General features: G+C 45.3%; 15 protein-coding genes. 4 read left to right on the top strand and 11 right to left on the bottom strand.

The features are described 5' to 3' along the window. Positions 1-230: 230 nt before the first annotated feature. On the bottom strand, positions 231-1,169 hold the full coding sequence (locus EGM68_RS01645; protein WP_129548547.1) for a YwqG family protein: 939 nt from the start codon (positions 1,167-1,169) through the stop codon (positions 231-233). A 115-nt stretch (positions 1,170-1,284) separates the two neighbouring features. Beyond that, on the bottom strand, positions 1,285-2,178 hold the full coding sequence (locus EGM68_RS01640; protein ID WP_040102363.1) for an AraC family transcriptional regulator: 894 nt from the start codon (positions 2,176-2,178) through the stop codon (positions 1,285-1,287). Positions 2,179-2,308: 130 nt separating this feature from the next. Here EGM68_RS01640 and EGM68_RS01635 point away from each other — a divergent pair, with 130 nt between their 5' ends. Next, a complete protein-coding gene (locus EGM68_RS01635; RefSeq protein WP_129548546.1) occupies positions 2,309-4,564 on the top strand; it encodes a glycoside hydrolase family 127 protein in 2,256 nt (751 codons plus the stop codon). A 117-nt stretch (positions 4,565-4,681) separates the two neighbouring features. On the opposite strand, the gene EGM68_RS01630 is transcribed toward EGM68_RS01635, so the two are convergent. Further along, positions 4,682-5,830 (bottom strand): RDD family protein, encoded by a 1,149-nt coding sequence (locus EGM68_RS01630; protein WP_129548545.1) that lies wholly within the window; start codon positions 5,828-5,830, stop codon positions 4,682-4,684. After that, complete coding sequence (locus tag EGM68_RS01625; protein WP_129548544.1) at positions 5,808-6,680, bottom strand: LysR family transcriptional regulator; 873 nt, start codon at positions 6,678-6,680, stop codon at positions 5,808-5,810. Before EGM68_RS01625 ends, EGM68_RS01630 begins: the two co-directional genes overlap by 23 nt. Before the next feature lie 134 nt (positions 6,681-6,814). Here EGM68_RS01625 and EGM68_RS01620 point away from each other — a divergent pair, with 134 nt between their 5' ends. Continuing rightward, positions 6,815-7,804: a zinc-binding dehydrogenase gene (locus EGM68_RS01620; protein ID WP_129548543.1), complete on the top strand. Its 990-nt coding sequence runs from the start codon at positions 6,815-6,817 to the stop codon at positions 7,802-7,804. 86 nt (positions 7,805-7,890) lie between these two features. Here EGM68_RS01620 and EGM68_RS01615 read toward each other — a convergent pair whose 3' ends face one another. The 3 genes from EGM68_RS01615 to EGM68_RS01605 all read right to left on the bottom strand — a co-directional run bounded on the left by EGM68_RS01615 (position 7,891) and on the right by EGM68_RS01605 (position 12,900). Further along, positions 7,891-9,282: an MATE family efflux transporter gene (locus tag EGM68_RS01615; RefSeq protein WP_025675836.1), complete on the bottom strand. Its 1,392-nt coding sequence runs from the start codon at positions 9,280-9,282 to the stop codon at positions 7,891-7,893. A 276-nt stretch (positions 9,283-9,558) separates the two neighbouring features. After that, positions 9,559-10,929, bottom strand: coding sequence for a glycoside-pentoside-hexuronide (GPH):cation symporter (locus tag EGM68_RS01610; protein WP_025675835.1), 1,371 nt, complete (start codon positions 10,927-10,929; stop codon positions 9,559-9,561). 27 nt (positions 10,930-10,956) lie between these two features. Continuing rightward, the gene (locus EGM68_RS01605; RefSeq protein ID WP_129548542.1) at positions 10,957-12,900 is read right to left on the bottom strand and encodes a glycoside hydrolase family 127 protein; all 1,944 of its coding nucleotides are present in this window, start codon (positions 12,898-12,900) and stop codon (positions 10,957-10,959) included. 193 nt (positions 12,901-13,093) lie between these two features. Between EGM68_RS01605 and EGM68_RS01600 the strand changes: the two genes are divergently transcribed. Together EGM68_RS01600 and EGM68_RS01595 are read left to right on the top strand one after the other, a co-directional pair. Then, positions 13,094-13,969, top strand: coding sequence for a helix-turn-helix transcriptional regulator (locus tag EGM68_RS01600; protein WP_064962695.1), 876 nt, complete (start codon positions 13,094-13,096; stop codon positions 13,967-13,969). Between the two features lie 99 nt (positions 13,970-14,068). Beyond that, the gene (locus tag EGM68_RS01595; protein ID WP_090737388.1) at positions 14,069-15,466 is read left to right on the top strand and encodes a phytase; all 1,398 of its coding nucleotides are present in this window, start codon (positions 14,069-14,071) and stop codon (positions 15,464-15,466) included. A 79-nt stretch (positions 15,467-15,545) separates the two neighbouring features. Here EGM68_RS01595 and EGM68_RS01590 read toward each other — a convergent pair whose 3' ends face one another. From EGM68_RS01590 to EGM68_RS01575, 4 genes are all read right to left on the bottom strand, one after another. After that, the gene (locus tag EGM68_RS01590; RefSeq protein ID WP_129548541.1) at positions 15,546-19,286 is read right to left on the bottom strand and encodes an alpha-L-arabinofuranosidase C-terminal domain-containing protein; all 3,741 of its coding nucleotides are present in this window, start codon (positions 19,284-19,286) and stop codon (positions 15,546-15,548) included. A gap of 260 nt (positions 19,287-19,546) precedes the next feature. Continuing rightward, positions 19,547-20,539: an SPFH domain-containing protein gene (locus EGM68_RS01585; protein ID WP_025677118.1), complete on the bottom strand. Its 993-nt coding sequence runs from the start codon at positions 20,537-20,539 to the stop codon at positions 19,547-19,549. 21 nt (positions 20,540-20,560) lie between these two features. Further along, positions 20,561-21,355: a TPM domain-containing protein gene (locus EGM68_RS01580; protein WP_129548540.1), complete on the bottom strand. Its 795-nt coding sequence runs from the start codon at positions 21,353-21,355 to the stop codon at positions 20,561-20,563. Beyond that, complete coding sequence (locus EGM68_RS01575; protein WP_025677120.1) at positions 21,352-22,386, bottom strand: TFIIB-type zinc ribbon-containing protein; 1,035 nt, start codon at positions 22,384-22,386, stop codon at positions 21,352-21,354. The genes EGM68_RS01580 and EGM68_RS01575 overlap by 4 nt, the downstream gene beginning before the upstream one ends.

Genomic DNA, 22,386 nt, shown 5'->3' with positions numbered 1-22,386 from the left:
CACCTCCCTTGTTGTGGTCTCATCTATTAAGACTATTAACGGAGTACAATCGTTCATTTACATCGAAAAAAGGCAGTCCTATATAGGACCACCTATTATTGATCGTTCAATTCCCAACGCTCGGATACTGTGCCACATGCTCAATTCACTTCTTTTATCAATCAAAAAAACCACCCTGCTCTAACCCCTGTCATTAGCCTCCAAAATAAACATGAGTCCTGGCGACCCGGCTAGCTTGTAGCCAGATTAACATATGTTCGCGAGAAATCAAGGTTCTTCAAGTCCCTTTGATCTATAAAAAACTCCAAATACCCTGCGTCCCACCAGCACATACCAACCTCATTCAAGGATGATACAGAGAGCAAAACATGCCAATTTTCCGAAGCTTGATCGTGCTTTTCCCGATTCGCCTGGTATTCTTGCAGCTGAGGCAGCACTTCGGATCGTAAATGCTCCGCATACTCCGTACTTCCCCTATGCATAGCTTGCTCGGCTTCCTGATGGATCTGACCCTCACTCTTATGCCAATTAAACAGAAGACCCTTTAGCCCGTTACGGCACAGATAAGCATCCCGACGAGTGTTCCCGGCAAAAGACTGATGCTGTCCCCACACCGTGTCGCTATGTTCATATAAAAGCTCATAAAGCTCTTCGTACTGATCTAATAGAATATCTCCTAGCTCACCCTCCGATGGTAGCGTCAGGATCGGATGAAAAGAAATTGCATACGCAGTGAAATCCCGTTGCTCCACCGACACCTCTACGCGCCCAGCGGGCGGTAATGTTTTCTGCAAAGCACTGCTGTCGCCGTTATAGTAAAAGATTTTATGCTCAATATCGTAAGCTGGCTCATCCAGCCCAAGAAAAAAGTATAGTATGCCCTGATGAGGCAATCCCTCAAATGGTGAAAAAGGCAACTCGCTTAAATTGATCTGAGCAATAAACGTATAATATTCTCCGTCTGAATTACACGGCCACTCTATTGTGGGCGGCAGATCTGGATAGCCGGCGATCCGACTATTCCCAACGTTTTCATAGTTTTCCTCATGCTCTAGCTGAAATTGTATAGTAGCTTCGGCTGCCTGATAGATCTCTTCTTTTAACTCATCATCAAGTGAATGCTCTTCGAGTATTCGAGTCAGTTCTTCCTTTAATGGTGATTGCAGCATCTCACTCGCCCCTTTTGACAAAGTATTATGTATTGATTGCTCTCATTCAATCTCTCTTAAATCAGATTATCAAATTATGGTCTGATAAGCTATGCTGCTGTGAAGCGGAAATAGACTAGACATTGTTCATAAATGTTTTGTGATAGGCATTCCGATACTGTGAAGGAGTCATATGTACTCTCTTTTTAAACAACCGCATAAAATACTTCTCATCCGTGTATCCTGCTTCTTCCGCTACCTGCTTAATGCTCATATCTGTACGGGAAATCAATTCCTTAGCTTTGTTGATTCGAATACTGTGAATGAACTCCAATGGACGCATGCCCGTATTCTGCATGAACAAACGGGATATATAATCCTTGTTGTAATTGAACTTCTGAGCCAAATCGGTCACGGTCAGCGGTTCTCCAGCATGAATTCGAGTCCACTCAATAATCTTGTTCATGCTCACATTCCCCTGTGAATGGACAGGATTGGAGATCAAGCGACTGAGGGCCAGTTCGGATATCTCGATCAGCAGTGAGGTGAACAAATAGTTAGCACTGTGATACGTAAGATAATGCGAGTTGGCGACATGCAAGATTTGATTGACGATAATATGAATTCGATCTCCGTTATCTGCCTGTACACTTTGCGGCAAATAGATATCGCGTATCACGCCATGACGCTGTACAAGCCCGTCCATTGCACTTGTTTCCTGCTTCATTTCCTCACTAGATAATACATTCGGGGTCGCAGGTACATCGAAATGAAACCAATAAAATTTAACCCCAGGCAACGATTCCCGGTATCCTCGATGCGTACAACCGGGGTACAGCAATAGAATATCTCCTTCCCCTACTTCAAAATCCTCCTCTTCCTCCCGTATATATACCGTCTCTTGGACACCAAGGATCAGCTCAAAGTTCTCAATGGAACGGCTCATATGTTTCCATGGCACCTCGGAAACGAACTCGCCTGCCGAGATCAGTTGGATCGGAGCGTCTACATTCACTTTCAGATAGGTCATGTTATCGCCTCTTTAGATTCATGTTCGGATTTGTCCACCTATTGTATGGTTAAGCTACTGACATACCGCGGTTGCAATGCTAATGTAGTGGAGAAATATACACTTTCATCTTAGCTAAGGAGCGATGATTTTGAAAGCACAAGCTTTTGACTTGCATAAAGTAAGCATTGATTCCGGCCCACTTTACCACGCTATGGAGCTGAATACGACCTATCTGCTGAGTTTGGAACCTGACCGTTTATTGTCACGTTTTCGTGAATATGCGGGATTGGAGCCCAAAGCGGCTCATTATGAGGGCTGGGAGGCACGCGGCATCAGTGGACATACACTTGGTCACTACCTGTCTGGTTGTGCACTAATGTTTGCCTCCACAGGCGACAAAAGACTACTGGAACGAGTAAACTATGTGATCGACGAGTTGGAAATATGCCAAAATAGTCATGGAAACGGATACATTTCCGGCATCCCGCGTGGGAAAGAGATTTTTGAAGAAGTCAAAGCCGGAGATATTCGTTCCCAGGGCTTTGATCTTAACGGAGGCTGGGTTCCGCTATATACGATGCACAAGCTCTTCGCAGGCTTGCGTGATGCCCACCTGCTCGCTCATCATCCCAAGGCTTTAGCGATGGAAATCCAACTCGGCGACTGGCTGGAGGATGTATTCCAAGGACTGAGCGATGAACAGGTGCAACAGGTACTCCATTGCGAGTTTGGCGGCATGAACGAGGTGCTGACCGATCTGGCGGAACATTCCGGAGAAAAGCGCTTTTTGAACCTGGCGGAACGCTTTTATCATGGAGAGGTGCTCAATGATCTGGCAGACAGTCGCGATACGCTGGCAGGACGACATGCTAATACGCAAATTCCTAAGATCATTGGTGCAGCACGGCAGTTCGAAGTGACAGGCAAACCTCTATATGCGGACCTTTCCCGCTTTTTCTGGGATCGGGTAGTTCACAAGCATTCCTACGTAATCGGCGGCAATAGCTATAATGAACATTTTGGTGAACCCGGCAAGCTGAATGATCGTTTGGGCGAAGGCACCTGTGAAACCTGCAACACCTACAATATGCTGAAATTAACAAGACATATGTTCGAATGGGACGCGTACGCAGCCTATGCCGACTACTATGAACGAGCAATGTTCAATCATATTCTGGCTTCACAGCAGCCTGTAGATGGACGTGTATGCTATTTTGTATCGCTGGAAATGGGAGGACACAAGTCCTTCAATTCTCAATATGAGGATTTTACATGTTGTGTCGGGTCCGGTATGGAGAGTCACTCCATGTACGGCACGGCGATTTATTTTCACACGGCAAATACAATCTATGTCAACCAATATGTCCCTTCTACCGTGACGTGGGATGAGATGGACATACAGCTCAAACAAGAAACCCTCTTTCCGCAAAATGGGCGGGGAACGCTTCATGTCATAAGCAAGGAGCCCAAGTTCTTCACGATTAAACTAAGATGCCCGCACTGGGCGGAGCAGGGAATGAAGATTAAAATCAACGGAGAAGAGTATGCCGCTGAGGCTTGTCCTACCAGCTATATTGTAATTGAACGGGAATGGAACGATGGGGATACGGTCGAATACGATATTCCTATGACAGTAAGAGTTGAGGAAATGCCGGATAATCCGCGTCGGATTGCATTCATGTATGGCCCACTTGTGCTGGCTGGAGATCTGGGTCCTGTTGTACAGGAGTCCAACGAGGAACGTCTGCTGGCATCTGTTCTGATTGGATCGGCCGATTCCCTGACAGCCAAGCTGATTGCTGATGAGAAGGAGCCGAATACATTCCATCTAAACGACCTGGGCTATATCGGAGACTTGCAGCTTCGTCCGTTTTATCAGATATATGATCGTTCTTATACCGTCTACTGGGATCTCTTTTCCAAGGAGGAATGGGTATCAACAGAGGCAGAATACCGTACCGCGTTAGCGTACCAGCTAGAGCTGGAACGACTTACAGTGGATGTTGTGCAGCCTGCCGAAATGCAGCCTGAACGGGATCATGCCTTCACTGGAGAACACGTTGGCCTGGGGTCCATTTATAATCGCAAATATCGCGACACATGGTCTGGGGGCTGGTTCTCTTTTGTCATGAAGGTGCTCCCTGATGAGCCTGTCCAATTAGCAGTGACCTATCTGAAGGACTCCGACCGCTCTCATCGTGACTTTGACATCACTGCAGATGGTCAGAACTTAGGAGAAGGCAAGATGGAATCCGAGGAAATGAATAAATTCGAGACGTTTATCTATGAGCTGCCTCTGTCTGTGACGAATGAAAAGAATGAAGTTACGATTCGATTCACAGCCCAGCCACAAGGCAAGGTGGCGAGGGTGGCTGGATTGCGAGTGATCAAGAGTCATCTATAGCACCATTCCGTAGCACTATCCCGCCTATATAACAACAAGCAGACGCTTCTATAAGCTGTCTGCTTGTTCTGCTTACCGTCTTATAATTTGAATCATCGTTATTGCTCCATGTTCACTTTACATCATGTTCATTTCACGGAAACTGTCTCTAATCTTGCGCAGCTCTTGCTGTGCCCTGCTGTATCGCGAGGCGTAGGTCCAGGCAAGCACCTGATGATAATGCGAAGGTGTTTCAATTGTGGTCACGTTATACATGGCCAGATTCCCGTCTATTTCTCCTTTTAGGGTAAACTCAATGGCAGGATATCCGTTCACCACCATATCTGAAGCGGTCCCCAATTCAGGGTCCGTAATTCCTGACACCAAATGATCCTCAATGATTCCTTTATATTCTTGAAGGGTCATACTGCTGTCAAAGTCGCTTTTCGGTTCAGACAATACAATCAAATATCTATCGGTAAATTCATTTTTAATGGAAATATCCGCTTCCTCATTAATCCTATTATCTCGTGACCAATTCCACGGAGCCGTAACTGCAAACTGATTATCCTTACTGGTAAATACCTCAGGCTTCACGATTTGAGTAATGAGCGTAGAAATTAAGGATACAGCAAAGACAATCGAAGTGATCGTCATCAGGATGATTGCTCCTGCAATAATCCCGGTTTTCTTTTTGCTCACCTTCCCCAAATCCCGTGTCCTAACTACATATGTATTGGCGGCCATATCTCCAATTCGTTGTTTCCGAGGTGTCACCAGCACACATATACCGGCGGGCAGCCCCCAGAAAAGCAGCGGGTTCGTATCCACCAGATGTATGAGCGTACGGATCAACGATTTAATCATGCCTGGCGGCATTCCTTCTCCATTCACGACCTGAATGCGAAGTACAAACTTGCCCAGCGTATAGCCTGTAAGTCCTTCCAGCAACAGATAATAGCAGAAAGAGCCAATCAAGAAGAGTATCACTATCATACCCATATTTAGGATTTCCGCTTCAGCTACTTTTTTCGCTATAAAATAGACAAGCCCACCATACCCAAAGACGATAAGAATGAAGTCAATCATCCAGGCGGCCCATCTCCTGAAAAAGATAGAGGCTCCGTATGTTTCTGATAATACCGCCATCCTATCTGGTTCTCGTCGTTGATAACCGCCATTCCTCACAAATTCTCCCGGAGCTACTGTAGATGGATTTTTCGATAAATTATGTTCTTCCAAATGATACACCCCTGATGTCAATTTAATCCCAGTTAAGTATAACATCCTTTTTCATCCAGTGGAGCAATCCTGACAGCGCACTGGAGTAAACCGAGTCCCGCCGATGAACAAACCACACCTCTAATTTACGATATGTTTCGGGTAAACGATGCGAAGCAATACTTCCCTCCTTCTTCGCCTTTACAATTGACGAGTGTGGCAGCATGGACACCCCCAGACCAGAGGCTACACCGCCTAAAATGACTTCCAATGTTCCGAATTCCATAATCTGATACGCATCCACACCTGCATCGCTCAGAAAACTTTCCGCTCTTGCCCGATGTGTGCAGCCTACATCGAAGAACAGCATAGGCTTGGCAAGCAACTTGCTCATATCACTTTCTCCCGGTTCCGAAATAAGCACCAACTCCTCTTCAAACGCAGCAACATGCTCTATATTCGGATCATCGACAGGGCCATAGACGAATGCCCCATCTAATTCGTAATTTAATACCTTTTGTACAAGGGCATGCGTCCCCCCGGTCATCAGCGATAGCTGCACATTAGGGTATTCAGCGTAATATCCCGTCAATAAAGTCGTTAGATGCGTAACCGCAGTCGTCTCAATCGAACCCAATCGCAACGGTCCCGCAGGCTGGTCCGAATATTGAGTAGACTTCTCTGCCTCGTCGAGCAAAGTCAATATGGATTCCGCATACTCCAGCAGATTCTCTCCTGCCGACGTTAGTGTCATTCCGCGATTAGATCTGCGAAATAGCGGTACGTTCAATTGTGCCTCAAGCTGCTGAATCCGCGAGGTCACATTGGACTGTACATAGTTCAACACTTGCGCAGCCCTTGTGACACTGCCCTCGCGAGCAACCGCCCGAAAAATTTTCAAATCACTGCTTTCCATATATACATCACCTGCTTGGTATGATCATTTATGATACTGACGTTCGATTTTGTTCATTTTACCGGATGCTTGCCGCTCTGTACAATTCAAGTTACATGCAAATGCATCTAAATTCGACCACAGGAGGCTTTAAAATGAAAGCTGTAATACATACCGTCAAACACGGCCTTGAGGGCCTGATGTATAAGGACGTTACGGACAGACAGCCGGGGCACAGCGAAGTGAAGGTCAGACTCAAAGCTGCAGGCTTGAACCATCGGGATCTGTTCCTCATGGCGGATCGAACCGCCAACGATGCTCCACTCATTCTCGGATCGGATGGAGCAGGCGTGATCGAGGCTGTGGGCGCTGGCGTCCCAACCTCACTGGTAGGCACTGACGTAATCATCAATCCATGTATCGGATGGGAGAAGACGCACCACGTTCCCTTGATTCCTGCCATTCTGGGCGTTCCTTCAGACGGGACATTGGCCGAATCGGTTATCATTCCCGTTCAAAATGCCGTCAGCAAGCCAGCTTACCTATCCTGGGAAGAAGCAGGGGTACTGCCTTTGTCTGCCTTGACCGCTTACCGCGCTCTCTTCACTAGAGGCCAATTACAGCAGGGTGACCATGTCCTCATTCCCGGTATTGGCGGCGGTGTAGCCACGTATGCCATGCTAATGGCTTTAGCGGCGGGCGCACGGGTCAGCGTCACATCACGTAGCGAAGCAAAAAAACAAGCTGCCCTCGCCCATGGCGCTCATCATGCATTCGACAGTGATAGCGATTGGAAAGAAAGCATGAACGGAGACACCGTGGATCTGATCCTTGACAGCATCGGACCCGCTACGTTCGACAAATATCTGGATGTCATCAAACCGGATGGCCGGATCATTACATTTGGCGCAAGCTCAGGAGATCACATAGAGATTCCGCTGCGTTCTATATTTTTCCCACAGATTAGCATCATCGGTACCTCTATGGGGAGCGGTGAGGAATTCGCAGATATGCTCCAATTCATGGAGCGCCATTCCCTTCATCCCATTATAGATAGCGTCTTCCCTCTACAAGATACAGCGCAAGCCTTTTACCGTATGCAGCAGGGAGTGCAGTTAGGCAATATAGGGATCAGAATAGAATAAGGCGTACGTAACTTTAAACGTCTATAAAAAAATCCACTACTATAAAGTGCCTCATCCCGAGGTCAATTTTATAGTAGTGGACCTATTCAGTCGATCAAACGATGCTGGACCCATTTGTTGCCACGGAAGCGCCAGAGGAAAACGATCCCCCGCACACCCCATTCAATATCCATGGCCAGCCAGACACCAACAATCCCCAAGTTGAACACAATGCCCAAAACATACCCGAGCACTACCCGACACAACCACATGGACAGCATCGAGGTGAGGGACGTAAATTTGGAATCACCTGCTGCCCTAAGCGCAGAGGGTGTAATAAAGGCGATGGACCAGAGTGGAATCTGGGCCAGCGTATTAATCAGCATGACCATAAAAATGTCATCTACAATTTCAGCAGGTGGATGAAACAACCCCACCATCGGCTTAAACAAAGGCATTAGGATTAGCCCCATTACAATAAACGAACCGGACGACAGCCAAATAAACGATTTGGTAAACTTGCGGGCATCGTGTACATTTCGCCGTCCCATGCATTGACCCACCACGGTCACAATCGTAAGAGCCAAAGCATTCGCAGGAATTTGGAACACGTTAGCCAGGGATGAGCAAATGGCATTCGTCGCCAATGCATTGGTCCCCAGGTTCACAATAAAGATTTGCGTTAAAATTTTACCTCCATTAAAAAACATCTGTTCCGCTGCAAAAGGAAGACCAATAAACAGGATCTTTTTAAGCATGGCTAGATTAAAATAAAGCATATCTCTAAGCTGAACACGCAAGTCGTCATCTACCCTAACCAAATAAATCAACGCGCAGGCAGCCCCTGCATATCTGGACACATTGACTGCAATCGTCATGCCCAGTACACCCATATCTAACAAGTTAATAAATACGACATTCAGCAGCACATACGAAAGGTTCATGATGAGCGAAAGAGCCAGCGACGCCCTCGTCTTGCCGATCCCTCTCAGCGCTCCACATACGGCCTCAACGATCGCAATCCCCACGAAAGACATACAGCTTCCCAGCAGGTACACCTTGCCGTTAGCCAATACATCAGCCGAGGCAGAGCCAAACAGGACGCTTAAAATGGGATTGTACAACAGGATCATAAACAGACTGATACATAAGGCCAGCAAGGAAACGGAGGATATAGTACCGGATGTTGCTTTAGAGACCATAAGATCGTTGCCGCTCCCCTTATACTGCGCTACAACAACCGTACCCCCGGTAGACACTGCCACAAACACATTAATTAGGAAAATATTTAATGAATCAATCATATTTACGGCACTGACCGCCGCCATCCCTGACGAGCTAATCATTGCTGTGTTCACCAAATTAAGACCCACGATAAAAGCCTGATCAATTAGAAGCGGGATAAACAAGGCAATCATCTGCCGATAATCAATAGACTCTCCTGAAAAATGTCTATTCAGAAAGCCATGCGTTCTCATCCTTACACTCAGTTGACTCATATCATCACATTCTTTTTATCAAATTGAAAAAAACCCTTCAACAGAAGAGTCTTTCATGGCGAAAAAATGTATAAAGTTGCAAGGCTAGATGTCTCTGGCTCTTGATTCTGTACACTTTTCTCTACATAGAAGTATCACTCCAAAAGAAAATTCTGTCAATGCGTTTGCTCACATTAGAATAGAAAAAAGGTGAAAAACCTGCTCAGCTCGGTGAACAGGTCTTGAAACAGGATTACACCATCCCTCGGTATTTATAACACCTTGTTAAGAGAATATCTATGATCTTCTCGCAATTAAGTCTTGCTGAATAGAAGCTTCATTCTTTTCGAATTTCTTATAGAAAAACATAGGGATAATTCCGATCAAGAAGACGATAAACGGCAGCCAGATGAAGCTGAACTGAATGCCAGACAAAGCAGTCGGGGTCTGAACCTTTCCAGCAATATAGCCCGTGCTACCCATAACCCATGCTGGCAATAATCCGCCAATTCCGCTACCTGCTTTAATACAGAATGCGCTTCCAATAGAAGTCAGGAATCCACTTGCCCGAATTCCATTTTTCCATTCCCCATAATCAACCGTATCGGACAACATGGCAAATGGCATAGAACACGCAAAGCCTGATCCTAATGCACCAATGATCCAGCCAGCAATAATAAGGGTTAAGTTTGTACTTCCCATTAAAATCACAACTTGACCTAGTGCAGCTAATATCAATCCGATAATCATGATCGTATTTTTAGTTAATTTTCTGGCAAACAACGGAATCAGAACCATAGAGATTAATTGCAAAGAGGTCAGTCCGTTGATTAAAGGCACCAAGTCCTTACTGTCCAGATTGTATTGCAGATAAAAGATAAGCGTGGCAGAACGAATATTCAAACCGATCCAGTAACACAGGTTAGCAGCTACAACGAGCATCCAGGGCCAGTTTCGCTTGATGGCTGTAAAGCTTTTAGCAATGGGAACAGATTTCGTTTTCACTGCCGCATTTTCACGCAAATCGGCGAACGCTATGAAAAACATAATAATCGCCATAATTCCAAATAAAACGAGCGTTAGAGAAAATCCTTTTTGGTCATTCCCCTGTCCAAAGAAGGCGACCAGAGGTAAAGTGAACGTGGTGGCGATGAAGAAGCCAACATTTCCTCCCACCATACGGAAAGAGTTCAAAACCACACGTTCATTGGAGTTGGTGCTCAGGTTAGGCAGAATAGACGTAATCGGTGTACTGATTCCCGTATACAAAATACCCGCTATGATATAAGTGATGGCCGCATATGCAATTTTCCCCGATTCACTCCAATTGGGCGTCGTAAACGTAAGGACCATGAACACGGCAAACGGAACAGCTAGCCATAGAAAATAAGGTCTGCTCTGGCCGTATTTTGATTTGGTTCGGTCAATCAGGATGCCCCAGATCGGGGCATCAATGGCATCAATAAAACGGGTGATAAATAGTAATGTTCCGGCAATCCCAATAGAAAGACCGAATACATCCGTATAAAAATATAGTAGATAGCTGGAAATGACACAGTATAGTAGATTGCCTGCCGTATCCGTTAACGAATAGCTGATTTTACGATGAAAAGGAACGGTACTGGCTGCTTTTTCGGGTGGTTCCGTACTCACAATTCTCGTACTCATGATCTTTCCTCTCCCCATGCGAATGAATTATAATTCATAAACCCATACACGCATTTCCCCTTTGGCCCTGTTGCACCAGGCGTAGTAAGGAATGGCGGTAATTTGTTGAGGAACAAGTTCAGGGGGCTCCGAGCTGTATAATGCATTTGAACCTTTTACCCGATATCCCTCTATGGTCAGCTTTACAATGCCACCCAGCAGATTTTCGCTAAATTCTTCTGTAACGGGGTTATCCTTTGGTAATCTTAATCCTGCCAGATTCGCCCCATTATCCGCTTCTTCCAGACAGTACACAACTGGACCACGTTGAAGAGCAACTTGCTGCTGGTTCATGGAGACAAGCGGGTTGCTCCGAATACGCTCCACCGGCATAGCCAAGTGCAAAGTTACCATATCCCCATCCTTCCAAGTGCGCTGAATCTCGACATAGCCTTTTTCAAGATGGTCTAGTGATATGACTTCCCCATTCACCTTGACCTCTGCCTGCTTGCACCACCCTGGAATTCGCAGTGCCCATTTAAATGCAGTTGGCTCTGTTACATGGATCGAAAGAGCAAGATCTGCATCCCACGGATAATGATGGGTTTGTGTAATTTCAACCTCTTGTCCAGATAAAGTCATGTTCACCTTGCTGGCAATATACAGATGCGTATACAACGTATCCTCGGTCTGGGTGTACATATTGTCCTCCACCGATGCAATCATTCGCGCCAAATTGGGTGGACAGCAGGCGCAGAAGAACCATTTTTGCCGCTCTGTTTTTACATGTTCCTGATCTTTTCTCGATTTTTGAAAAGGATTGACTTCCAGCGGATTCACGTAGAAAAACCGTTTCCCATCCAGATCCATTCCACTAATCGTTCCATTGTAGAGCGCACGCTCCAGAACATCGGCATATTTCCGGTCCGGCGCTAAGCGCAGCATACGATTGGCCCAGAAAGCCAGCCCTACAGAGGCGCAAGTTTCGCAGTACATGCTGTCATTGGGAAGATCATGATGGCAAGTGAATGCTTCCGCGTTCACCGTAGATCCGATTCCGGCAGTAATGTACATTTTGTGGTTCGTGACATCATCCCACAGCGTTTCACAGGTTTGTAGCAGAGAAGCATCTCCCGTTTTTGCAGCTAGGTCCGCCATCGCAATATACAGATACACTGCTCTTACCGCATGACCAACGGCCTCTTTTTGTTCTCGCACAGGTTGGTGTGCCTGCTGATATTCGAAGCCTAGGCCAAAATTAATATTGTTATCATCATTCCAGGTGGGCTCTGTTTGAATATGCTTTCTCTTTTCTTGCTCCTCCACAAAATAAATAGGATACTGTCCCCGCTGTTCGATAAAATATTGCGCTAATTTGAGGTATTGATCCTTAGCCGTTACGTCGTATAATTTGATCAAGGCCAACTCAATTTCTTCATGCCCCGGATAGCCTTTCCGCTTCCCTTCTTCTGTACCAAATATCTGCTGAATCAGGTCTACGTATTTCTCCATAATGTTGAGGAATTTCGTCTTACCCGTCGTTTCGTAATAAGCAACAGCCGCTTCTATAAAGTGTCCCGCACAATACAGCTCATGATTGTCCCTTAAGTTTGTCCAACGATTGTCAGGTTCCTTCAGCAAATAGTACGTATTCAGATATCCATCCTCAGCTTGTGCTCTTCCCAATAGATCAATGACTTCATCAGCCCGCTCTTCAAGCGCAGAATTTGGATGATCCCTTAAACTAAAAGCAACCGTCTCCAACCATTTGGCAAGATCACTATCTTGGAAAACGGTTCCATAATACTCTCCACTAGATTCCCCGGCCGCAATTCTAAAGTTCTCAATCGCATGGCTGGGTTCTGTATCTGGTAATTCATCATTTAATGCTTTCCACTGATAAGGAATAACCTCTTCCGCCACAACCTGCTTATACTTTTTCCAAAATGAATCATCGACGATGACATGCTTCACTGGTTTTGCCGTTTTCATTGGATAAACATCCCTTCCTGAAAATAGAACGCTTTCATTTTTGAAAAAATAAGGATAAAGTAATGATAATATCGAACAAGCTAACCTGAACTCCCCTTGCTACAGTCCTTATTTTATCAACCTGAATTTATAAAAAAAATCGCGATCTTTAACTAAAACTTATACGATTTCACACACAAAGGAGCTGACTTCCATGAGCAAAACAGACTTTCTATCTTTCCTTGTCCCTCCATTGCCTTATTTCATTGAGGGGAATTTTACTACATACCAAAAAGGGGACTGGCATCCGAATCGCTATAACTTGGGATATTTTGACGTAATTATTATTAAAGAAGGACTACTGCACATCGGTGAGGAGGATGAGTCGTGGAAGATAACTGAAAATCATGCACTTATTCTTGAGCCGGATAAGCACCATTTCCCCATAGAGGCATGTACAGAACAAACCTCCTTTTACTGGTTTCATTTTCAAACTAATAGTATGTGGTGCGCCCAATCCTCGCCGAATCTTATTATCCCTAGCACCCCCATTCCTGAGCTGCATTTTCACTCAGAACATACCACCATCCATCTACCCAAATATCAAAAACTAATTAATCCCCATGAGCTGTTCTCCAAATTGGACTATTTACTAGCCTCTACTTTAAAAACTCGAAAGCTGGCTCTATGGGAGACTCAACAAACATTTGTGAATATTTTTCAGAGTTTGGAATATGATGAGAATTACAAAAGCAGTTCCTCCAAGTTAGCTGAACAAATCGAAATATTCTTAAAACAAAACTACAGAAATGCCATCACGAATAAAGACCTGGAGGCACATTTTCACGTACATCAAAACTATCTTGCCAGATGCATGAAGGCCACCTTCCAGCGCACACCACTTGAATATTTGATGGACTATCGTCTGGATCAGGGACGCAGTCTTTTGCTGCAAACCGACTGGTCCATCCAGCAAATTACGGAGGAAACAGGATTTTCTCAAGCCAGCTATTTTTCAAAGTGTTTCAAAGAGAGATTTGGAATGTCACCGAAAAATTACAGACAACAATACTGGAAACCAGCCAATTGAATGTTTACGTCTCTTTTACATTTTGATTGTATTCTTTTGATATTGTCACTTTATACTGAGTCGGTTATATCATTTTCGCTTCAGAAAAGGGGCATACATATGAAGGTAAATAAACTAGCATTATTAACCATGTTAACAGGGATTCTGGTATCACCAGAACTGACCCATGCGGCAGACACTCAGCCATCCGGGTACGCATCACTACGAACACAAGCAGATAAAATGGGGGCAACCATTACATGGGATAGTGATGACCATTCAGTATTGATCAAGCTGAAAAATGGCATTGTCGGAACCTTTACAGTCGGTGAGAAGCAATATCGTCTAGCTGGCCAAAGCGGAAAAGCAGACCGAGAAATTAAGATGATCAATGGAAATGTATATCTTCCTACAAAAGTGATTACTACGCTTGAAGCAGAGAACAGCAAATATACAGATCCCAAGGACGCAGTCCCCACCTATAAAGTGCTCCCCTCTGTCGAAACAGAAGCCGTGGAGGATGGAGAAGATGCAGCTGACGACCCTGCAATCTGGCTTAGTCCGGTTGATCCGGATAAAAGCAGAATTTTAGCTACCAATAAGGGCGGCGGAATTTTAGTCTATGACCTGGATGGCAAGCAACTGCAAAACATGAAAGTCGGAAAAATGAACAACGTGGATCTTCGTTACGGTTTCACATTGGGCGGTAAAAAAGTCGATATTGCAGGTGCAACCAATCGAACCAACAACACAATCGATATCTTTACCATTGATGGTGTATCAGGAACGTTGACCAATGTGGTTGACAAACCTATTAAAGCAACCATGAAAGAAGTATATGGATTCAGTTTGTACCATAGCCTCAAGACAGATAAGTTTTATGCGCTCGTTTTGGGCAAAGAGGGTGAATTTGAGCAATATGAGCTGACTGACAATGGAAACGGTAAAATTGCCGGCAAGCTTGTCCGCCAATTTAAGCTGGCTACGCAATCCGAGGGCATGGTCGCTGATGATGAATATGGTACGCTCTACATTGCTGAAGAGGATTACGCCATTTGGAAATATAGTGCCGAGCCAGACGGTTCATCCAAGCCGCTGCGACGTGTTGATATTGCAGATGGACGTAGACTTCACGATGACATAGAGGGACTCACATTGTATTACGGCAAAGATGGCAAGGGGTATCTCATGGCCTCCAGCCAAGGCAACAGCAGCTATGCGATCTATGAACGACAAGGCGACAATGCGTATATAAGCAACTTCACAATCGGCGACAGCCCTACCGTAGATGGTACGTCTGTCACAGACGGTATTGATGTTCTGGGTTACGGATTAGGCGAGAATTTCCCCCATGGTATCTTCGTTGCACAAGATGACGAAAATCTCCAAAACGGCAAGAAGTTAAATCAGAACTTTAAAATGGTACCTTGGGAGCGAATTGCTACAGGTGCGGTTACCCCGCTAACGATAGACGATGGCACCAATCCGCGTGAACTGGTGAACAGAAGCACGAAGTAATGCCCGTCAGGGAAATAAAATCAACAACATTCTGACTTGATCCATAGAAAAACCCGCTCAATGAGCGGGTTTTAATTGTTTACGCTTTAAGATCCAGTACCAATACATTTACCGAGTTAGCCGGTAATTGTAAGAGGACAGAATCCGTATGAAGTGTGACCTGCTGTTCGGTAGGCACTACCTTTTCATCATTTTTCTTATTCACGTTAGGTACATGAACAAGCGAGGAATCGCCGGTTAGTGTAATCAGCTTGGCACTGGATTCAACATTCAAATCTTCCAGATTCAGCTGTGTTGCCTTATCTACGTTATCGGCATTCACAAGCTTCACATATACATGTTCAGCATCTTGGGTCACCGAATTAAACACGTCTCTGTTGTAAGCCTCCAACTTGTAGTCCAGCACTTTACTGGTAGTTTTGCCGTCGGTGTAGGAGCAAATCAGGTTGTTGCCCGTTTCTCCCCCATAGTTCATCGTGATGGTGTAGTCGGTGTTGTCGGCCAACTCTTCATAGCTCGCCGCTCTCAGATTGCCCGCCGCTGTACTGGAAGAGTAGTCACCCATGGTATAGCCTTCTATACCTTGCTTGTAAACCTTCACGCCGGTAGCATTGCCGCCATAGCCAATCGCGTATTCGATGACGTTCTTTTTCTCAGTGGTAATATCCGTGAGGCCTGCACCCACATAAAAACCGTCCGTGCCGGAAAGGCGGGAAGCAACCACCTCTACCTTGTAGTTGTTCCAACTGTCGTTCAAGATGTACAAGCCATTCAGACCGCTATCCTGAGCTTTGAGGACAAGTCCCTTGCCTTCCTCCAACGTAGATCCTACAGAACCAGGAATAACTTTCCATAATGAATTCAATTCCTTAGTAAAATCTTGATCCAGCAGTACACTGCCATCCTTATTGGAGGTAACGGTCACATGCTTAACTACAACCTCGGCGTTGCCTGTCGCGATTTCGATTCCACCCTGAGGAATGAGGTCGATCGGCTTGCCATTTTTGTAAGTAGAGAACGAAGTGGCCAATACTTTATCGCCCAAATATTGGGCATACATTTGCTGCACATAATAGTTTGGTGTAAACCACACGGTTTCGTCATCGAACCAGATACAATCCGGTGTCCATCTGTAAGTTCCGTCCGTCAGGACTTTGTTAAACAGCGGCGCATAGGCAGCCAACCGGACGACATCGGCATTATTTTCGAAGCCCGTCATCACTGCTGCTTCTGCTACTGCGCCTGCCAATGTATTTTTATCTGTCGAGGCATATTCCCCAACAAAAACCTTCGACGTTTCTTTCCAGTTGACACTGCCATCCGCGTTATAAGCTCTATAGTAGTAATTATAGCGGTCCACATTATTCAACAGATACTCATTAGAACGGTAATAGTGTTCATCGGCAATGGTGTCCATATAGTCTTTTTGCTTTTCATACCAGGTTACAGTCTCTTCCGTCACCTGGTTACCGTCTGCAAAAGCAACCTTGGCTGAGCCCTTCATATTACCGCTCAGGAACTTCCAGCCCTGCTGATAAGCATCGTCGTCTGCTTGAGCGCCAACCGTGGAGATGATATGCAGTTCATATCCCGGATAATTTTTCTCCATGTACTCATCAATTGATGTCTTGAACACCTCAAAGTTGGCGAAGAACTCTGTACCCCAGTTTTCGTTGCCCACGCCCAGATAACGCAAATCGAACGGTGCTTCGTGGCCCATTTTTTTACGCATGGCGGCCCATTCATTATGTTCAAAATCAACGCTGATCGCAAAGTCGATCAGATCCGTAAAATTCTTGATATAGTATTCTCTTAGTGCACCTCCAGCCGGATGAGCATAATCCGAGCGGGCTTGGCAAAGCACACCACAGGCCATAACCGGGAGCGGAGCTGCATTGAGGTCTTCTGCCAACTGGAAGTATTCCATATAACCAAGACCCATGGTCATCATATAGCCCCATACATTAAAGTTTTCCTTGCGCAGCTCGATATCCCCAATGGATTCCTTCCAGTCGTATACATTTTCCCATATAAACGATCCTTCGGAAATACAACCACCTGGAAAACGCAAAAACTTCGGATGCATGCCAACCAGTGCGTTCACCAGATCTTTTCTCAATCGGTAGTTCGGATTACCCTGATAGTTGGCGTGTGCCGACGGGGATTGCTCTTCCTCTCCTGCTCCCCATACATCTTGTGGGAATAAGGAAACCATATCAATGGAAATGTCCCCTTCAAATGTAAGTGCCAGCTGTCCCAGCACCGTAGCTGTACCTGTCAGCACCAGCTTGGAGTCGACCCCGTATTTTTTCCACGTGCTGCCACCTTCCACCTGTACGGTTACCGAATCACTGATGTCCTTTTCCTTCGAGTCTTGAAGTTGCAGTGTGATGGTACCCGTCGAATCAGCCTTTGCCCAGATGGTGAACTCATACTTGGCACCCTCTTGGATGGACATGGCACAATTCTGGTTAGAATCGGAGAAGCCTTTGTTCCGGATCGTTGCCCCATACGCTACCGTCACATAATAAGAGTTCACATCCTTATCCTTTGCGCCCAAAAACTCATTCAATCCACCGCTATGTTGTGGAGTCATCTTGTCCGTATCACCAGACCAGGCGAACAGCGGATTGCGATTCCGTCCTGTAGAGCATCCACATTCACCCGAAGCATGGGAATACGTATCAAACTCGAAGGATTCGAATGAGCGATTTTGTACAAGTTCTGCATATATCCCGCCATCTGCGGCGTTATTGATATCCTCATAGAATAAGCCGTACATCACTTCGCTGACATCCACAACTTCTTTATTCCCATGAATGGTCAGCGTGTATGGAGGCAATTGTTCTGGGAGAACGGATACTTCAAAGCTTTCTTCAATCCGGCTTGAACCTCTGGTCAAGAGAGCCGTAACGGTGACCCCCTCTGCGGAAGTAATCGCCTGAACCTGTCCATTGTCAGAGAGTATGCTAGGTTGGCTGGATTTCCAGGTCACTTCTACTCTTCCACCCATCAGAACCGTTGGTAGAGATATGTCTTTGGTTATAATTGTCGTCGGAAATGATAAATACTTATCGCGGGCAAGCTTCACAATCTCCTCATCTGTCAATGAATCGCACATGACCTCAATGACTTCATCCGCCGTCAAGCCTGCTTTATAAATTCGGAAATCCGAAACCAAGCCAGCAAAGTCTACATCCGCTGCATGTTGGGAACGACCGATAAAATTGTTGCTATAGTTGGTCGAATCTGCAAACGTTTCGAACCATTTGCGCAGCTTGGCATAGTTGCCGCTGGAGGTTTGGCTGATGGAACCGTCTGCTGCCACTTCACCATTGACATATACCACCGGTCCCGCACTACTTAATGTGCCCCCTTCCGTGCCGATTACAGACAGGGCTATGTGCATCCATTCATCTCTGACAAAACCTCTTCCTGGGTCTACGGATAAGTCAGCCTCAGTGAAAAGAGTTCCACGCAGATTCCGTGTCATAAACATATAAGGACCCGTGTGGGATTTACCAAAGTCAAAAACACGTTCCCACATATCCGTGAATCTGCCGAAGTTTACCCAAGCCGTCACTGTAACACCAGTGTTATCGCTTACATCTTTAAACAGATCAGAAGGTAGCTGAATATAAGATGTTCCGTTGGGTCCTCCTTCAAGTGCCAAAGCCGCTCTTCCGGTAGTATGGGAGATCGTAGGTGCTGCTGTGCCTGAAGCAATCCCGTCATTACCTTGTCCAGAGCTATCCTTGCCGACATTCTCTGCATCATCAAACTTGTACCGCGCAATGATTTGATCTTGGAATTTGGTCATCTTTATGGCTCCTATACCTATAGTTTATTAATGTAACACCTAATTAGTTAATATAAATACGTACTATATAGCTATAGTACCTTATCCTCTGTACCTTTTTCAATCCAACAAATCGGATTTATAAAGAAAATGCTTGAACAATCTATATTAAAAAAGCAGTTATCACAGAGAATACTCTGCAACAACTGCTGTTTGGTTTATAGAATTACTTAGCCAGTCGGCAATTTCCTGAAAGGAAACAGTTCAGCGGTTAGCTATGGCTACCCGTTCAATTTCTGTCCACAATTCGGACAAAAGTTAGCTCCCTCGTTTTTTGTGCCACAATTCGGACAAAAATTAGGTCTTTTACCGTCACCCGAAGGAGTGGGAGCATCGGATGCAGGCTGAGTCTCAGCCGGGGGCTTCTGGCTTGGGTTCAAGTTTTTCATCATTTCATTCGCTATATTCATGCCCATCATCATACTCGCCATATCTGAAGCAGCACCGCCGCCTTTTACATTCCCCGATGCCATACCGTCGGTCATCGTCACTTGTTGGTACTTTTGTAGATTACCGATCATTTCATGAGAAGCTGTCTTTGTAATCATATCCTGGATTTCTTGAGGATAATTGAAGCTCATCACATGAAACCCTGTAATCGTCATACCGTTGTCCATCACTTGCATATCCAGATCTTCCTGAATGCCCTTCGAAATATCAGAAGCATTTGCCTGTAGATTAAACATATCCTTGCCTTCTCGGCTGATCCACTTCATCAATAACTGATCCAACACCGAAGTAATCCTTATTTTCACATCCTCAACAAGATAACTGTCCTTTACCCCGGCAATCTTATCAATAAGCGTAACATAATCGTTTACTTTAAAATTAAATGTGCCGTTGGCACGAATCGGCATCCCGCCTGGCAGTTGGGGAGTAGGGATCAAAACCGGGTTTTGTGTTCCCCATTTGACCGTAAACTCCTTCGTATTAACGAATAAGACCTCCACCCGCATGCCACTGTTAAAGCCGAATTTAAATCCTTTTAATGTCGATAGAAATGGAATAATATCCGAGTCCATGTTATATGACCCTTCATTCTCAAAAATGCCCTCGATCTTGCCGTTATTTACAAAAATGGCGTCCTGGCCGGAGCGAATGATTAATTTACTGCCTTTTTTAATTTCACGATTGCTCCACTTCCAAAAAATCATATCATCCCTAAATTCTTCCCATTCAACAACATTTGCAAATTGATTCCTGAAGAACCCCATGTGCTGTATCCATCCCTTCCATTAAAATGATCCTCTGCTGCCGCTATGCGAATGACCGCCGCTGGTGGTTCCGCCTCCTCCGCCTGATGAGCTGCTGCTACTGCTCTTTTCAATCTTCCGCTTCGTTGTCGTTGTGTGAGTGTACAGATCTTGATGTGCCAGAACCCCTGACGTGCTTGCATCCTCGTAGGTCTGCCGATTTACCGTAACCCGACCGCCGGAACTCGAAACCATCTTACCTACAATAATCGACGCCAATCCCAGCGCAACCGCCAAATGAAGCCAGCCTTTGAAAAATATGCTGTCCGGATTCACGCCTGGGCGGATGGCCAAATATTTGTGCGCGCCCAGAATATACTTCTGAAATGCAAGCCCATAGTTACCGTTCGTCAGATCCGGGGTAATCTCATGCCGGATTTTAGTAAGCCTGTCGTCATCCAGATATCGTTCTGCTTTGTAAAAGCCAGCTAAATAAACCTCTCTATTCCTCATATCCATCGTTAAAATGACTGCATTCCCATGGGATCTGTCATACCCCGGGCCATGGTCATCATAAAAATCCTGCGTCATTTTCATAACATCCATATTGTCGGGGTTGTTGGTCGTATAAACAATAATGTCTGTTTCTCTTTCGGCTCCGTATTGGTTAGCCATAGTGTTCAACACATCATACTCTTCCTGATTAAGCAGCCCCGCCTCATCAAAAATCAATGGCTTCATTTTTGTCGTTGCTGCTTCGCCCTTCATTTCCATAGGAACCGCTAGAAAAGCGGCAAAGAACAACAAAACAGCCACAATGGCTCTATATTTTTTCAATAGAATTCTCCTCCCATGATTAGCCAAGTGATTAACCTTAATGAAAAGAGAGTTATGCCGAAAATGCCTGCAAACCAAGCTGTCACTTTGAACTTGCTAATCGGAGGTTTACCAACTACCTTGCCCGTCTGACCGTTCATCGCAAACGTATGCTCCAATTGATTGTAGTCATAGTGTATGACCCATACCGGGAGCAGGACATAATCCGCTTGTTTTAATGTAGTATCAATTTGCTTTTCCGTGTAACTCACGGACGTATACTCTGACACCGTAGACTGAATATAAGCATCAATATATTCCTTCACTTTGTCTTTTACTCGCGGGAAAAGCTCTTCTTCGTTATAACTATACTTTTCCGCAATATAACCCGCTAGATATGGCGTTTTAAAAGGCTTGAGTTGATCATAGGGAAAAGGCTCCAATTTATCCATCAGCTCGTCATTCATTTTCTCCGCAGCATCAATCGGAACCTTCACATAATTTAAACGGATTTTCCGATATACATCAAAATGCTTCGTTTCTGTATATTCGTAATCTCCGCTTGTATAGGTTCTCACTTGGGTACCCTCACCTTGAACCTCAATATGATTATGTAATTCATATAACCAGAAGGGGACATACATACCAGTTATTCCCTTGATTCGGTCGGCCATCATGAATCGGTTCGGTGTCAGACGGCCATTCTTGCACCATTTTTTGAATGCAGCTATGGCTTCTTCCTTGCTGATCGAAAAAGGAATAACTTGCGCCGGAGCTAGCTCTCCGGTCAGTCGATCACCCAGCACCACGGCAGAACCACAAAAGCTGCACACCGTTGCACTCGTCTCCACTTCGGTCATAATCACTGCTCCACAGTTATTGCAATGATACTCATGGGCTTCATCTTCTGAAAAAATACGATTAGTCAGAGGATCAGGAATCGTATCGATGTTGTCCTCTCTTCCGCAGCTATGGCAAGATAACATTCCTGTCTCACTGTCAAAGACCATGCCGCTGCCGCAGTTGGGGCATTTGTATTCGATAACCGGCAT

This window comes from Paenibacillus sp. M-152, from assembly GCF_003856555.1.
GTDB lineage: Bacteria > Bacillota > Bacilli > Paenibacillales > Paenibacillaceae > Paenibacillus > Paenibacillus polymyxa_C.
Note: the sequence above shows the minus strand (reverse complement) of the source record. Positions and strands in the feature narration are given on the sequence as shown.